The organism is Saccharothrix texasensis (assembly GCF_003752005.1).
GTDB lineage: Bacteria > Actinomycetota > Actinomycetes > Mycobacteriales > Pseudonocardiaceae > Actinosynnema > Actinosynnema texasense.
In genome coordinates this window covers 7,848,421-7,863,814 of the sequence record NZ_RJKM01000001.1, presented here as the reverse complement: position 1 = coordinate 7,863,814, position 15,394 = coordinate 7,848,421, and the positions used below count along the sequence as shown (strand labels likewise).

The following is a 15,394-nucleotide window of genomic DNA, read 5'->3' as shown; positions in this document are numbered from 1 at the left end:
GGCGGGCCGGGGTCACGCCGCGTCGCCGCCCGCGAGCCACGTGGCGCACCGGGACGCCTCCACCGCGAACGGCAGGCGCACCACCGCGACCGGCGGACCGGCGAGGTCGGCCGCGTCCAGCACCAGCACCTCGTCACCCGCGACGACCACCACCCAGCCCTGGCCCTCGTCCTCGCCGCCGGGCACGAACACCGGCTGGCCGGGCGTGACGCCGAGCTCGCGGCGCCACGTGCAGCCCAGCGCCACGTCGTGGCGGACGACCGCGGTGCCCGCCGTGCCGAACACGAAGCGGTGGCGGCGGCCCGCGAGGCGCTCGTCGACGACGCCGACGTCCATCGCCGGCAGCTCGACCCGGCGCACGCCGCCGGTGGCGAGGTCCAGCGTGTGGCGGCGCAGCACGCCCGGCGCCCACACGGCGTCCACGACCACGCGGCCGAGGTCCTCGTAGGCGTTGACCAGGGACAGCACCTCGCCCTCGGCCACCTCGAACCAGAGCGGGCGGCCGTAGGCGAGCAGGCCGATGCGCGTGGGGCCGGTGGCCGGGCCGGAGTACGGGTCGCGCAGCCCGACGAGGTCGGCGGCGCGGCTGTAGTACGGCGCCGAGTCGAAGACGACCACGAACCGGTCCGTCACGCCGACCGCGCGCATCCGGGGCGCGCCGTCCAGCGGGAAGGGCTCCGCGCGCAGCACCTCGCCGTCGAGGCCGAGCGTGACGTGCTCGGCGTAGCCGAGGTCCGGGTGCGACATGGCCGTGTGCCACACCTGGCCGTCGAAGACGGGGCGGGCCATCGTGGCGCCCGAGGGCCAGTCGGCCGGCGCGAGGGCCGCCGGCCTGGGCCCGCGGTACCACCGCGCGCCGTCCGGCCCCAGCCGGACACCCGACACGCCGTACTTGCCGGACCAGACGAGCGCACCGTCCAGCTCGGCGGGCAGCGCACCTCGCACCACCAGCGCTTCCGCGACTTCCCGTACCGACGCGACCACGCCCACCACCCCGTCCACGCGTTCCATAACACTGTCTTACTACTATTTATAGCGGCGTTATGGAACCTCGTCAAGACGATCCGGCCCTCGGCGGCGGGTGTACCCGGATGGCGTATTGCGCCCCCGTTCGGCGGCTCGCCGGACAGCCTCCCGCCGGGCCGTCACGGGTGGTCCTCCGGTTCCGGCGCGACCGCGGCGGCCTCGATCCCGAGCGGCGCGGCACGACCGGCCGCGAGCAGGCGGCGCCGGGTGACGTCGTGGTCGAGCTGCCGGGCCAGGCGCGGGATGGTGGTGGAGGTCAGGTAGCCGTCCGCGCCGGCGTCGAGCATGCGGCGGACCGGGCCGTGGAAGCTGACCGCGAGGCGGTCGTCCTCGACCTCGGCGACGATGACGCGGGCCCGCGGGAACGTCGACCGGAGCAGCCCGATCAGCTGCGGGCTGCCCGGCGGCACCAGCAGCACGTCCGCCGTCTTCGGCGCCGCGTGCAGGTCGAGCACGATGTAGTCCCCGCCCAGCGCCGCCGACAGCGCCGCCCTGGCCGACCGGGACAGCTTCATCGCGGTGGCGACCACGGTCACGTCCCGCACCGACGGCTCGCGGTCCACGTGCCGCGCGCCCGTGCCGGTGACCGTCGCGATCGGCGCGCCCTCGCGCGTGACGACCAGGCTCTCACCGGGCCGGAGGGCGTCGAGGAGCGCGACGACGTCCTCGGGCAGGCGGGTCACGTCGAGGTGTCGTGCACCGGGCTCGGCGCGGTCGTCGGTCATGCCCTACGGGACGGGTGTGACCCCTGCGGCGTTGTCCGGCGGTCGCTGCGGACCCGGCGCGCCCCGGTCGGCCGGCCCGGGCCCGGACGCGGCAACGGCACCTCGCTGTGGGACGAGGTGCCGTTGTGGAGGTGCCGCGGGGCTACAGCGGCACGTTGCCGTGCTTGCGCGCGGGCGTCGGGCGCCGCTTGTCGCGCAGCATCGCCAGTCCCCGGGCGACCGCGGACCGGGTGTGGGACGGGTCGATCACGTCGTCCACGAGGCCCCGCTCGGCCGCGTAGTACGGGTGCACGAGCTGTTCCGAGTACTCCGCTAGCAGCTCGGCCCGCAGCGCGTCCGGGTCGGCCGACGCGGCGAGCTCCTTGCGGAAGATGACGTTCACCGCGCCCTCCGCGCCCATCACCGCGATCTCGTTGGTGGGCCAGGCCAGCGCCAGGTCCGTCCCGATGGACCGGGAGTCCATCACGATGTACGCGCCGCCGTAGGCCTTGCGCACGATGACCTGGATGCGCGGCACGGACGCCTCGCAGTAGGCGTAGAGCAGCTTCGCCCCGTGCCGGATCACGCCCGCGTGCTCCTGCGCCGTGCCCGGGAGGAAGCCCGGCACGTCCACGAGGGACACGAGCGGGATGCCGAACGCGTCGCAGAACCGCACGAACCGCGCCGCCTTCTGGGACGCCTCGATGTCCAGCACGCCCGCGAACACCAGGGGCTGGTTGCCGACCAGCCCCACGACCGCGCCGTCGATCCGGCCGAACGCGACCACCACGTTGCGCGCCCACTCCTCGTGCACCTCGAGGAACTCGCCGTCGTCGACCAACTCCTCGATCAGGGTGCGCATGTCGTAGGGCTTGTTCGGCTCGACGGGCACGATCGAGGCGAACTCCGGCCGCACGTCGTCCACCGCGCCGACGGGCTCGAAGGCGGGCGGGGACTCCAGGTTGTTCGACGGCAGCATCGACACCAGGTAGCGGACGTCCTCCAGGCACGACTCCTCGTCGTCGTGCACGAACGACGCCACGCCCGACAGCTCGCCGTGCACCGACGCGCCGCCCAGCTCGTCGTGCGTGACCTTCTCCCCCGACACGGCCTGCACCACGTCGGGACCGGTCAGGTACATCTGCGCCGTGCCGCGCACCATGAACGTGAAGTCGGCCAGCGCGGGCGAGTACGCGGCGCCGCCCGCGGACGGCCCCAGCACCACCGCGATCTGCGGGATGACGCCGGACGCCTCGACCTGGCGGCGGAAGATGCCGCCGTAGCCGTCCAGCGCCATCACGCCTTCCTGGATGCGCGCGCCGCCGCTGTCGTTCAGCGCGATGATGGGCGAGCCGGTGTCGACGGCCATGTCCATCACCTTGTGGATCTTCGCCGCGTGCGCCTGGCCGAGCGAGCCGCCGAAGATGGTGAAGTCCTGCGCGTAGACGAACACGCGCCGGCCGTCGATGGTGCCCGAGCCCGCCACCACGCCGTCGGTGTGGGGGCGGTGCTCGGACACCTTCAGGCCGTGCGCCTGGTGCCGCCGGTAGAGCTCGATCTCGGTGAACGAGCCCTTGTCCAGCAGCATGTCCAGGCGCTCGCGCGCCGTGTGCTTGCCGAGCGAGCGCTGCCGGCGCACCGCCTCGGCGTTGGACACCGCCCGGTCGCGCAGGTCGTCGTTGCGCTCCCGCAGCAGGTCCATCGTGCGGACGGGCAGCTCGGGCCGGAAGTCCGAGTGCTCGCTGACGTGGTCGATCCCTGAAGTGGTCATCGGCGTCCTGCCTGGCGATCGGTCACCGCGCCGGTGTCGGCGAGCCACCGCACGGCGTCGGTGACCGTGTCGGCGAACGGGCGGGGTTTGAGGTCGAACGTGCTCGCGGCCGGGTCGACCCGGACCGCCGCGCCGACCGTGGCGATGGCCCCGTACTCGGCGGGGATGTGCCACGGCCAGAACGGCTGCACCAGGTCGACGAGCCGCCCGACGGGCGTCATCATCGCCGCGGGCAGGAAGACCGCGGGCAACGCGCGCCCGGTGGCCTCCCGGACACCGGCCAGGTACTCCTTCATGTCCAGGTAGTGCCCGGGGCCGAAGTGCCGGCCGACGGGACCCGGAGCCGCGTCCGGGGACAGCAGCGCCGCGTGCAGCGCCGCCGTGTCCCGCACGTCGCCGATCTGCAACCCGCCCGCGGGCCACATCGGCATGATCCCGCGCACCGTGTTGCGCAACCGGTCGATCTGGTCGCCGAGCTTGGGGTCGTGGGGCCCGAGGAGGGCCGGCGGGTAGCTGATGACCACCGGCGCCCCCTCGTCCTGGTGCCGTCTCGCGATGGCCTCCGACGCGGCCTTGGTCGCCGCGTACGGCTCCCGGGTCGTGCCGACGGGCGACTGCTCGCGGATCACCCGCACACCGGGCGTGAACAGCGCCGCGATGCTCGACACGTGGACGACGCGGCCCGCGCCGGCACGGCGGGCGGCGGAGAGCACCACCTCCGTGCCGTGCGCGTTGGTCCGCAGCATCTCCGCCCGCCTGCGCCGGTCGAACGAGTACACCGACGCCGCGTGGACCACCGCGTCCGCGCCCCGCACCGCCGCGGCGACCGACCGCTCGTCGGTCACGTCCCCGACGACGACGTCCACCGCGTCGGGCGGCACCTCCAACGGTCGCGTGGCGGCTTCCACCGCGCCCGCGTCCCGGACCAGCAGGCGGACCCGGTGGCCGGCGCGCACGAGCTCCGCCACCGTGTGCGAGCCGACGAAACCGGTACCTCCGGTGACGGTCACCAGCATGTGCACTCCTTCCCGAAGCGTGCGGACCCGGAGGTCAGACCTGGTGGAACGAGCTGCCGTAGAACAGCAGCGCCGACGCGTCCGCGCCGCGACTGGACCTCAGCACCTGACCGACGAAGATCGTGTGGTCCCCGCCGTCGTAGAACTGCACCAGCTCGCACTCCAGCCAGGCCAGCGAACCGTTCAGCAGCGGCGCGCCGCTGTGCGGTCCCTCGATCCAGTCGACCGCGTCGAACTGCTCCGGCCCGAGCGGCCGGCGCTTGTCGGCGAAGTACTTCGCGGTGTCCCGCTGGTCGGCGCCCATGATCGACACGCCGAACCGCTTGGTGTTGGCGATGGCGTCGTGCATGACCGCCGAGTGGGCGATGCAGGCCAGCACGAGCGGCGGGTCGAGCGACACCGAGGTGAACGCGTTCGCCGTCATGCCGTGGGCGTGCTCGCCGCCGACGGTCAACACCGTGACCCCGGTCGCGAACAGGGACATCGCGTCCCGCAGCGTGGTCTCCTCCATCGTGGGCGCCGACTCGTACATGTCCCTCATCCCCCCAGCCCGGCGCGGGCGAGCACCGGGGCCTCGGCGTAGGGCGCGAGCGCCTTCCGCAGGTCTTCGGGCACCCGGGAGGGCACCGTGTTGGTGTTCGGGCCGCGCATGCACGCGATCCGCTGCCGTCCCTTGGCGACCAGGACCTCCTGGCCGGCGGTGACCTTGACGTAGTCGAAGCTGAACTGGATCTGCGTCTGGGTCAGCTCCTCCAGCCGCATCCGCACCGACAGGTCGTCGAAGAGGGTGATCTCGGAGAAGAACTCGCACTCCACCTTGAGGGTGAACAGCTTGAGGTCGTCCTGGAGGTCCTTCAGCACGCTCGGCGCCTTCTCCTTCAGGAACATCTCCCGGCACCGCCCCTGCCACCGCAGGTAGTTCACGTAGTACACGTTGCCGACGAGGTTGGTCTCCTCGAAGCCGACCGTGTGGCGGATCTCGTAGTAGTCGGTCATGTCAGCCCTCCTTGCCCACGAGCACCGCGAACACCACCGGCTCGGCCCGGTCGACGACGGTGGTCACCCAGGTGGCGACCTTGGCGTCGCCGGTCGACAGCACGGCCCAGCCGTCCGGGTGGACCCGGTCGACGGTCAGCGCCTGCGTGGTGGAACCGGTCTTGCGCAGGCACTCCAGGGCACTCCACACGCGGGTGCCGGCGATGGCCGCCGTCTCGCCCACCTCGGAGGCGAGCAGGTCGCGCACGGCGATCAGGTCGTCGCCGAGCAGCCCCGCCCAGTCCTCTTCGGACCGGCCGACGGCCTCCTCGACGTCCACGCCGAGCGTGCCGCCCGGCGCCGCCGCGGCGAACGTGACGCCCGCGCTGTGCGAAGCGGACACCTCGGCCCCGTCGACCTCGGGCTTGCCGTCGGGGCGGTAGCGCACCTCGACGGGGCGGTCCAGCGCCCGGCTGAGCGCGAGCGCGGTCTGCGCCCGGTGCTCCGGCGAGGCGTCGGTCGGGTCGGGCTCGACCACGATCGCGCGGCTGCCGCCCAGGACCCGCTCCAGCGAGCGCTCCAGGTAGGAGCCGAGCATGGTCGGCGTCCACGGTCCCGCGCCGTCGCGCTTGCGCACGGCCCGCAGCACCAGGCCCTCCCACCGCTCGACGAGCCGGCCCTCGGGGTCGCGCACGTCGAGGTCGTAGGTGTAGCTGTCGCCGTCCTGCGACCGCTCGCGGGCGTCCAGCACCACGTACTGGGCCAGCTGGTCGACCGGCGCGGCCAGGTAGAGCCGCTCCACGCTCTGCGGCAGCAGCGTGGCGTCGGGGACGCAGCACTGGATGGCGTGCATCATCACGTCCCGCGTGCCCGGGTCGGCCAGCATCCGGTCCTGCGGCAGGAACGGGGCGAACCAGGTGGCCACGGACGTCGTGGCGACCTCGGCCACCGCGTGCCGGGCGCTCGCCCGCCGGTAGCCCTGCAACCGCTGGAACCGCTTGCCCTGGAACAGGACGCTGCCGTACAGCTCGGTGACCGGGTCGACCGGCACCAGCGGCAGCACGGGGTCGCCGTCGACCACGTCGCCGGGGATCGCCGGCCGCGGGAACCGCAGCCGGGCCCGGAAGTGGTCGGCGGAGAACCCGGTGTCCTCGGCCCGGATCGCCACGTCCACCGTCTCGGCGTCGCGGGCGAGCGCGGCGATGCGCACCGTCAGCGAGCCCCCCGGCCGCACGACCACCGGCCGCAGGAACTCCACGTCCTCCAGCAGCGGCGGCGAGTCGTGCCCGGTGAGGGCACTGGCCACCTGGGTCATCGCCTCCATGCCGATGACCGCCGGGAACAGCAGGTCGCCTTCGAGGAGGTGGTCGCCCAGGTACGGGTCGCTGCCGTCGGACAGGTCGGCCTCGGTGACCAGCTCCACCGCCGGGTAGTGGACCAGGACGCGGTCCACGAACCTGGCCAGCGGCAGCTCGGTGCGGGACATCTCCAGCGTGGGCAGGCCCGCCGCGCGGCCGGAGACCACGAGCACGGGGCCCACGGTCGGGTCGGCCAGCACCTCGCGGAGCACCGCGATGCCCGCGTCGGTGGAGATCGGCGTGATGCCGTCGCGCATCAGCGCCTCGACCACGCCCAGCCGCTCGCCCATGCCGGCGCCGGACCAGACGGACCACTCCAGCGCCAGGACCCTGGCGCCGGGGTGCTTCACGCCGAAGTCGACGGTCAGCTCGCTCATCCAGTCGTTGGCGGTCGAGTAGTGCGCCTCGCCGCGCAATCCCGCCCGGCCGATGATGCTGCCGAACGTGACCAGGAGCTTGATCCGGTCCTGGTCCACGGCGTCGAGCACCGCGGTGAGACCGGCGATCTTCGGCGCCAGCGTCGCGTGGAAGTCCTGTTCGGACAGTCCGGTCAGCGCCTTGGGCTCGTTGCGGCCCGCGCCGTGCAGCACGGCGGTCACCTCGCCCAGCTCGGCGCGGAACTTGGCGACCGCGACGGCGATCTGCTCGGCGGAGGTCACGTCGGCCCGCTCGTAGCGGTGCTTGATGCCCGCCGCGGTCATCCGGGCGAGGTTGGCCGCCAGCTCGGGGTCGGCGGCCGGGTCGGCCCGGCCGATCAGCGCCAGGGACGCGCCCGAGTCGGTGGCCATCGCGATGGCGCACTCGGCCGTGATGCCCTTGCCGCCGCCGGTCACCAGCAGCACGTCGTCCGAGTCGAGCGGAGTCCCCTGCGCAGGAGCGGGCGCCACCCGGCCGGACACCGCGCGCAGCACCGGCACGGTCCGCACGCCGTCGGCGTCGTACCGGACCTGCGAGAAGCCGGTCGTGGCCGCGACCTCGGCCGCCACCCGGCGCACCACCTCGGCCTCCGACCCGGTCAGCCCGGGCGCGAGGTCGACCAGGGTCACCGGGATGTGCGGCGCCTCCAGGTGCAGCGTGCGGGCCAGGCCCGACGCGCCCAGCTTGTGCTGCACGACCGCGAGCCTGCGGCCGGACGCCAGCACGTCGTGCGCGGCCTCGAGGAACAGGCCGACGTGCGCGTCGCCGCCCTCCGGCGGCAGCAGCAGGAGCACGCCGTCGCCGGGCAGGCCGGCCTTCAGCGGCTCGGCCAGCGGGTGGCCTTCGGGGGCGTACACGGTCCACTCCCCCACCGCCCCGGGTGTCGCCGCGACGAGCTCGCGCTCGACGTGCTCGACCAGGAACGGCCGCACCCACGGCGCGACGCCCGGCACCTCGCCGTTGTCGCGCTCGTCGGGGTGCGCCGTCTCGGCCAGGTTGTCGATCAGGTCGGCCAGCTCGCCCATCCGCACGGTGGCGAAGTTGGTCGTGCCCTCCAGGGCCGGGCGGCCGAGGCTGCGGGTGACCTCGTTGACCAGCTGGCCGACCGTGATGGAGCTCAGGTGCAGGTCGTCCAGCGGGTGGGTGTCCGCGGTGATGGCGTCCAGCGGCAGCTCCACGCGCTGCGCGGCCAGGCGGCGCAGCAGTTCCAGCGTGGACTCGCCGTCGGAGCCGGCGGCCGTCTCGGGCTTGGCCGCCCTGGCCGCGGCGGAGGCGTTCCGCTCGGCCGAGCGCAGGCTCGAGTCCAGCGCGGGCGCCGTCTCGCAGGGGCTCGCCAGGAACGTCATCGTGCCGTCCAGCGGCAGGTCGCGCAGGACCCGGTCGCTGAACAGGACCTCGGTGCGGACCGGCGCGCCGAGCACGTGCGCGGCGGCGACGACGGTCAGCAGCGACGTGAGCGAGCCGCTGTCGGTGTCGACGGAGAGCGCGGGCTTGTCGGGCGCGATCTCCTCCAGCAGGCCGGTGAGGACGCGGCCGGGGCCCACCTCGACGACCAGGTCGGTCACGGCGGCGGCCTTGGCGGCGGCCTCGTGGAACCGGACCGGGAGGGTGATCTGGTCGCGCAGCAGCTCGCGCAGGTCGGCGCCCGCCTCCAGCACCTCGCCGGTGACGGTCGAGTGCACCGGGCGGATCAGCCGGCCGAAGTCGAAGTCGACCAGCCGCTCCGCCATGGCCGCCGACGCCGGCGACACCAGCGGCGAGTGGAACGCGTGGGAGACGTTGATGCGGGTCGCCTGCACGCCCTCGGCCCGGGCCACCGCGCACACCCGGTCCACGGCCTCGGCCGGGCCGGACAGCACGGTCTGCGCGGGACCGTTGTACCCGGCGATGACGACGTCCTCGCCGGCCGCCAGCTCGAGCGCCCGCTCGGGCGTCGTGCCCAGGCCGGCCATCGCGCCGCCGCCCTTGCTCGCGCTCGCCATGACGCGACCGCGCTCGGCGGCCAGCGACAGCACCCGGTTGGCGCTGAGCGCGCCGCCCCAGTGCACCGCGGACAGCTCGCCGAGGCTGTGCCCGACGGCCGTGTGCGCCTCGATGCCCAGCTCCCGCAGCACGTTCAGCGCGGCCAGCGACCCGGCGACGATGCGCGGCTGCGCCACCTCGGTGGCGACCTGGTCGCCGTCGGTGGGCAGGCCGGCGGTCCGGAAGACCTCCTCGGCGACCGGGAAGCGGCGGCGGATGGCGCCGACCGCACCCCGACCGGAGCCCTGGCCCGGGAACAGGAACGCCAGGCGCGGCGCCGTGGTCCGGTCGTCCAGGAACACGCCGTCGTTGGCGTCGAACAGCGTGGCGCCCTCGCTCACCGCGACCATCAGCCGCTCGACCTTGCGCTCGGCCTCCTCGGGCGTGCGGGCCACGACGGCGCCGCGCAGCGAGGCGCCGCTCAGCCGGGCCGACAGCGCCGCCGCCAGGTCGCCCAGCTCGGCGAACGCCAGCTTCGGCAGCAGGGCGGCGACCTCGGCGACGCGGTCCTTCAGCGTCGTGCGGTCGGGCGCGTCGAACAGCAGCACCTCGGCGTCCTGGCGACCGGCGACCAGCGCCTTCGTGCGGACGTCGAGCTGCTCGCGGCGCGGCGCGTCGGGCGAGGCCTCCAAGGCGATGTGGGTGTTGATGCCGCCGAAGCCCATGGCCGACACGCCGGCGCGCACCGGCTGGTCGTCCGGCCACAGCTCGGCCTCCATCGGCACGTACATCACCGCGTCGTCGGCGGTCAGCTTCGGGTGCGGGTCGTAGTGGCCCGTGCCCGGCGGGATGACCTGGTGGTGCACGGCGAGGGCCGCCTTGATCAGTCCGGCGACCCCCGCCGCGGCCTTGGTGTGCCCGAAGTTGCCCTTGACGGTGCTCAGCGCGGCGGGCCGGGCGTTCGGGTCGGCGGTGCGGCGGGCCGAGGACAGCGCCTCGATCTCCGTCTCGTCGCCCAGCGCCGTGCCGGTGCCGTGGCCCTCGAAGTAGGACACCGACTCCAGGCCGTAGCCCGCGCGGCCGTAGGCGCGGTGCAGGGCCAGGCGGTGGCCGTCGGCCTCGGGGCGGGTGATGCCGCCCTTGCCGTCCGACGAGACGCCCCAGCCGGCGATGGTCGCGTAGATCCGCGCGCCCTTGGCCAGGGCGTCCTCCTCGCGCATCAGCACGAGCGACCCGGCGCCCTCGCCCGGCCAGAAGCCGTTGGAGTCCTTGTCGTAGACCTTCATCACGCGCTTGGCCAGCGCGCCGGTCTTGGCGAAGCCGATGACCTCGAACGGGTCGATCGACAGGTCGACGCCGCCCGCGATGGCGACGTCCATGTCGCCCTCGACGAGCGACTTGGCGGCCGTGGCGACCGACAGCAACGACGAGGAGCACGCGCCGTCGACGGTGTAGCCGCCGCCGCGCAGGTCGAAGTAGTTGCAGATGCGGCCGGCGATGGTGTTGGCCAGACCACCCGCCAGGGTGTCCTCGTTGATCTCCGGGAACGGGGCCTTGTAGTCCACTTCCAGCTGGCTGAGGAAGCCCGCGATCTCGTCCTCGGGCCAGCCCTTGCCGGTCAGCGCCGCGGCGACGGTGCGCCGCACGTACGGCCAGCGCAGCCGCATGACGTTCGCCCGGGAGAACTCACCGGTGAGGCTGTTGCCCAGCACCACGCCGGTCGTCCGCTTCGGCAGGCCCTCGCCGTCGGGGAAACCCGCGTCGGCCAGCGCCTGGGAGGTCACGTCGAGCGCCAGCCAGTGCGTCAGGTCGGTGGAGCGGAACGTGCTGCCCGCGACGCGGTAGCGAACGCGGTCGAACTCGAAGTCGCGCAGCACCGCCGCCTTCGTGGTGTAGAAGCGGTCCGGTGCTTCGGGGTCGGGGGAGTAGTAGTCCGCCTGGTTCATCCGCTCGTCGGGCAGCCTGCGGAAGGCCCGACGACCGGCCAGGACGTTCTCCCACAGTTCCCCGGTTGAACCGGCATCGGGGTAGCGCAGGCCGATGCCGACGATTGCGATCCGCTCACTGCTCATGCTTTCACCGTCTTTGAGGACATCGGGGGTTCTGGATGGTCCGAGAAATCTGCCGTGCACGGAAAGACAAAAACACCCGTGACACTTCGTAAATGTGCGCAACGTAAGACTGCACGACCGCCCGACGACCCTGCTTCTCCGATTTTGCCCTGCTGACCTGCGCTTTTCCATAACAGCGTGATTTGAATTCCGCGGGTGACCGCCGGGTCACCCGCGGGCGCCGCCCGACCGGACACCCGCGCGCCCCGCCGGCCCGGAGACCTGCGGACTCGGCTGATCGCGTCGCCGTATGCCACCCGACGTGGACCGTTCGGCCCACCAGGTGCGCACACCGGAAGAAGCACCCGAGACATAACGCTGGGATGCTTTGCGGGCCCCGAAACGACGCCGCGAAGGGGCGCACATCGGCCGATCGGCATTGCTCCGGAGAGGGAACACATGGCGCGCACCGGAACCAACAGACTCGTCCGGCGGGAGCCCGTGACGACGACCGTGGCCACGTCGTCGTTCGTCAACGGCCACTTCCCGCGCAGGCGCGGGCTCATCCTCGTGCTCAGCTCGATCGCGGGCTTCCTGCTGACCGTGGTGTGGTCGGCGCAGTTCGTCGACTCGACCATCGGTGACAGCGTGGCCAACACCCTGCTCGGCCACGACGCCAAGGAGACCCCGATCCAGGGCATCGCGGCGGGCATCGCGTTCGCCTTCGTCAGCGGCATCGCGGGCACCTTCACCGCGTGCAACATCGCCGCGTTCGGCGCGGTCGCGCCGATGCTCGGCGCCTCCGGGTCGCGCTGGTCGAAGCTGGCCGCGACGCTCAAGCCGGTCGGGTGGCTGGCCGTCGGCATGATCCCGGTGTCCGCCCTCTACGGGGTGCTGGTCGGGATCGTCGGCACGAGGATGCCCCAGTTCGCCACCGCGGCGAACCAGCCCGGCACCCTGAGCAGCCGCAGCATCCAGTCGCTGATCGTGTTCGGCGTCATCGGGCTCGTCATGGTCTACCTGGGGCTCGCCGCGCTCGGCTACGTGCGCGACCCGTTCCGCAAGATCGCCAAGCGGTTCCCGAACGCCCCGATGGTGTTCATGGGCGTGCTGATCGCCGGGTTCCTCATCGGTCGCCCGTTCGGGCTGTTCCGGCAGATGTTCCGCGACGCGGCGGAGAGCCACAACCCCCTGTACGGCGCCGCGGCGTTCACCCTTCAGTCGGTAGGCAACATCGTCATCATGGCCCTACTGTTCCTCGCGCTGGCGTACTTCACCGGCGGCCGTTTGCAGCGGTGGCTCTCCGCGAAGCCGAGCCGGATCGCCGCTGTGACGGCGGCCGCGCTGATCATCGCCGGTGTCTTCACCTTCATGTACTGGGACATCAGGATGCTGGCGCGGCGGGAGATCATCCCGTGGTACCCGACCGCGCCTTGGGCCTGATCACGTCGAGGGGAACAAGCACACCATGGGCATACCGACCGAGCCGATCGGCAGCGTCCCGCGTCCCGCGGAGCTCCTCAAGGGCTTCCAGGACCACGCGGAGGGCCGCATCGACGCCGCTGCGCTGCGCGCGCTGACGGACCAGGCGTTAGCGGACACGGTCAGCCGGTTCGAGGCCACCGGTTCGCCGGTGGTCACCGACGGCGAGCAGGACAAGCCGAGCTTCCTGACCTACCCGGTGGCGGGCATCCCCGACCTGGCGGCGGGCGGCGCGGTCGTGCCGTTCGCCGACGGCCACACCCGTGAGCTGCCCGTGCTCACGAGCGGGCCGTTCCGCTACTCCGCGCACGCCGTGGACCTGCTGCGCGCCGCGCAGCGGCTCACGGCGCTGCCGGTGAAGCAGCCGGTGATCGCGCCGTCGGCGCTGGCCCTGCTCTACCCGGCCGACGGGATCGACGGCTACTCGCGCGACGAGTTCGTCGCGGACCTCGTCAACGAGACCGAGGCCGACATCCGCGCCTGCCTCGACGCGGGGGCGGCCGTGGTGCAGCTGGACTTCACCGAGGGGCGGCTGTCGCTCAAGCTCGACCCGTCGGGCGGGCTGCTGCGCGACTTCGTGGCGCTCAACAACGCGGTGCTGGAGCGGTTCTCCGCCGAGGACCGGGCCAGGATCGGCCTGCACACGTGCCCCGGCGGCGACCAGGACTCCACGCACAGCGCGGACGTCGACTACGCCGACCTGCTGCCGGACCTGTTCCGGATCAAGGCGGGCCGGTTCTACGTGCAGCTGGCCAGCGAGCCCGACCGCCGTCGGGTGCTGGGGATCATCAAGGAGCACCTGCCCGCCGACGCGCGGGTCTTCATCGGCGTCACCGACCCGATCGACCCGCGGGTCGAGACGGCCGAGGAGGTGCGCGACCGCGTGCTGGAGGCGGCCGAGTTCCTCCCCGTCGAGCGGCTGGGCACCTGCGACGACTGCGGTTTCGCCCCGTTCGCCGACGACACCTCCACCTCGCGCGACACGGCGTTCGCCAAGATCGCCGCGCGCGTCGAGGGCACCAGGCTCGCCGAGGCGGCCCTGGGGATCTGACCCGTTGTCGACCGACGCCGGGGCGGCCGCGATTTCGCGGTCGCCCCGGCGTCGTCGTGCCCGCGTCCTCGTGCGCGCCGACAACGCGGGAACAGCAACGTGCGAGAAGAGGAAAGCGGTCCCGTAACGCTGTAATGCATAAATGCATTTCCTTTCGGGCCCGCAAGGCACGGAGGGAGTAGGCGGCGCGTCACCGGCGCCGAGACGATCGCAGGCGGGCGGCGTCGTGCCGCCCGGCCGAATCGCACGACGGGGGCGAGGATGACCAAGACCACTGGCCGCCTGGTGCGGCTGCCCGGGCTGGTCCTGCGCTGCGCGTGGGTGGGCGCCATCGTGTTCTGCTACGGCCTGCTCATCGCCGGGTCGGCGCTCGGCGCGCGGTTCCGGCGCTCGAAGGACGGGCGCGGCCTGCGCGACGGCGACCGGTGGGTCCGGATGCTGACCCGCCTCGGGCCGTCCTACATCAAGATCGGCCAACTGCTGAGCACCCGGCGCGACCTGCTGCCGGAGGAGGTGACCACCCCGCTGGGCCGGCTCACCGACGGCGCCTCGCCCCCGCGCAGGCGGCGGATCGAGCGCGCCGTCCGGCACGCCTACCGCGACCGGCCGTGGCCGTTCCGGGAGTTCGACTGGGAACCGGTCGCCTCCGGCAGCATCGCGACGGTCCACGAGGCCGTGACGCTGGACGGCAGGCACGTCGCGGTCAAGGTGCGCCGTCCCGGCATCGAGCGCGTGATGTGGCAGGACTTCACCCTGACCTCCTCGGCGATGAGCCTGATGGGCATGCTGCCCAAGCTGCGCAAGATGCCGTTCAAGCTCATGCACGGGCAGGTCGGCGGCGCGATCCTGCGGCAGCTCGACTTCGCGGCCGAGGCGGCGTCGCTGACCGCGTTGCGGGCCAACCTGGAGGGCGGCTCCCGCACCGTGACCATCCCGGCGCCGCTGCCGGAGCTGTGCACGCCCGAGACCGTGGTCATGGAGTTCATCAGCGACCTCAGGCGGTTCGAGCCGGGCGAGCTGGACCTCGACACCAGGCGCTCGGTGCAGCGGGCCGTGCTCGGCACGGTCTACGAGATGCTGTTCATCGACGGCTTCGTGCACTGCGACCTGCACCCCGGCAACCTGTACTTCGACCTCAACGCCGACCTGGTGATGCTGGACGCCGGCTTCGTCATCCAGCTGCCCGACCCGGTGCGCCGGTCGTTCGCGGACTTCTTCATCAACATGGCGATGGGCGACGGCTGGATGTGCGCCCAGATCGTCATCGAGAGCGCCGCCGAGATCGCCGACGACTGCGACCTGGAGGGCTTCCGCGCCGCGCTCGGCGAGCTGGTGGCGGAGACGTCGGGCGCGAAGTCCGGCGACTTCGACCTGGCCACCTTCGCCGGCCGGCTGTTCGACCTGCAACGCCGCTTCGGCCTGTTCCCCGCGCCGGAGTTCGCCTTCCCCCTGCTCTCGCTGCTGGTCATCGAGGGCATGATCAAGGGCTTCGACTCCGACCTCGACTTCCAGGCCGAGGCCATCCCGGTGCTGCGCCGACGCAACATCCCTCGTGACGCCCCATCCGCTGTTGAAAGGTGA

At 72.9% G+C, this 15,394-nt stretch carries 10 protein-coding genes; 3 read left to right on the top strand and 7 right to left on the bottom strand.

From position 1 onward, the window contains the following. Nucleotides 1–12 precede the first annotated feature (12 nt). From EDD40_RS35355 to EDD40_RS35325, 7 genes are all read right to left on the bottom strand, one after another. Nucleotides 13–1,011, bottom strand: coding sequence for a carotenoid oxygenase family protein (locus EDD40_RS35355; RefSeq protein ID WP_123746761.1), 999 nt, complete (start codon nucleotides 1,009–1,011; stop codon nucleotides 13–15). A 134-nt stretch (nucleotides 1,012–1,145) separates the two neighbouring features. Further along, on the bottom strand, nucleotides 1,146–1,751 hold the full coding sequence (locus EDD40_RS35350; protein ID WP_123746760.1) for a hypothetical protein: 606 nt from the start codon (nucleotides 1,749–1,751) through the stop codon (nucleotides 1,146–1,148). Between the two features lie 142 nt (nucleotides 1,752–1,893). Further along, entirely contained in the window at nucleotides 1,894–3,432 is a 1,539-nt protein-coding gene (locus EDD40_RS35345; RefSeq protein ID WP_211348656.1) for an acyl-CoA carboxylase subunit beta, read from the bottom strand. A 65-nt stretch (nucleotides 3,433–3,497) separates the two neighbouring features. After that, complete coding sequence (locus tag EDD40_RS35340; protein WP_123746758.1) at nucleotides 3,498–4,517, bottom strand: SDR family NAD(P)-dependent oxidoreductase; 1,020 nt, start codon at nucleotides 4,515–4,517, stop codon at nucleotides 3,498–3,500. Nucleotides 4,518–4,551: 34 nt separating this feature from the next. Next, nucleotides 4,552–5,058: a flavin reductase family protein gene (locus tag EDD40_RS35335; RefSeq protein WP_123746757.1), complete on the bottom strand. Its 507-nt coding sequence runs from the start codon at nucleotides 5,056–5,058 to the stop codon at nucleotides 4,552–4,554. Next, the gene (locus EDD40_RS35330; RefSeq protein ID WP_123746756.1) at nucleotides 5,055–5,513 is read right to left on the bottom strand and encodes an acyl-CoA thioesterase; all 459 of its coding nucleotides are present in this window, start codon (nucleotides 5,511–5,513) and stop codon (nucleotides 5,055–5,057) included. Before EDD40_RS35330 ends, EDD40_RS35335 begins: the two co-directional genes overlap by 4 nt. A 1-nt stretch (nucleotide 5,514) precedes the next feature. Further along, entirely contained in the window at nucleotides 5,515–11,301 is a 5,787-nt protein-coding gene (locus EDD40_RS35325; RefSeq protein ID WP_123746755.1) for a type I polyketide synthase, read from the bottom strand. Between the two features lie 480 nt (nucleotides 11,302–11,781). Here EDD40_RS35325 and EDD40_RS35320 point away from each other — a divergent pair, with 480 nt between their 5' ends. From EDD40_RS35320 to EDD40_RS35310, 3 genes are all read left to right on the top strand, one after another. Beyond that, entirely contained in the window at nucleotides 11,782–12,723 is a 942-nt protein-coding gene (locus EDD40_RS35320; protein ID WP_123748531.1) for a hypothetical protein, read from the top strand. A gap of 25 nt (nucleotides 12,724–12,748) precedes the next feature. After that, a complete protein-coding gene (locus tag EDD40_RS35315; protein ID WP_123746754.1) occupies nucleotides 12,749–13,813 on the top strand; it encodes a cobalamin-independent methionine synthase II family protein in 1,065 nt (354 codons plus the stop codon). A gap of 261 nt (nucleotides 13,814–14,074) precedes the next feature. Then, nucleotides 14,075–15,394 carry an ABC1 kinase family protein gene (locus EDD40_RS35310; RefSeq protein ID WP_123746753.1) on the top strand — a complete coding sequence of 440 codons (1,320 nt, stop codon included), beginning with the start codon at nucleotides 14,075–14,077 and terminating at the stop codon, nucleotides 15,392–15,394.

Coding starts and splice junctions, on each gene's coding strand:
- EDD40_RS35355 (WP_123746761.1), bottom strand. CDS start 1,011: ATGGAACGCGTGGACGGGGTGGTGGGCGTGGTCGCGTCGGTACGGGAA.
- EDD40_RS35350 (WP_123746760.1), bottom strand. CDS start 1,751: ATGACCGACGACCGCGCCGAGCCCGGTGCACGACACCTCGACGTGACC.
- EDD40_RS35345 (WP_211348656.1), bottom strand. CDS start 3,432: ATGGACCTGCTGCGGGAGCGCAACGACGACCTGCGCGACCGGGCGGTG.
- EDD40_RS35340 (WP_123746758.1), bottom strand. CDS start 4,517: ATGCTGGTGACCGTCACCGGAGGTACCGGTTTCGTCGGCTCGCACACG.
- EDD40_RS35335 (WP_123746757.1), bottom strand. CDS start 5,058: ATGAGGGACATGTACGAGTCGGCGCCCACGATGGAGGAGACCACGCTG.
- EDD40_RS35330 (WP_123746756.1), bottom strand. CDS start 5,513: ATGACCGACTACTACGAGATCCGCCACACGGTCGGCTTCGAGGAGACC.
- EDD40_RS35325 (WP_123746755.1), bottom strand. CDS start 11,301: ATGAGCAGTGAGCGGATCGCAATCGTCGGCATCGGCCTGCGCTACCCC.
- EDD40_RS35315 (WP_123746754.1), top strand. CDS start 12,749: ATGGGCATACCGACCGAGCCGATCGGCAGCGTCCCGCGTCCCGCGGAG.
- EDD40_RS35310 (WP_123746753.1), top strand. CDS start 14,075: ATGACCAAGACCACTGGCCGCCTGGTGCGGCTGCCCGGGCTGGTCCTG.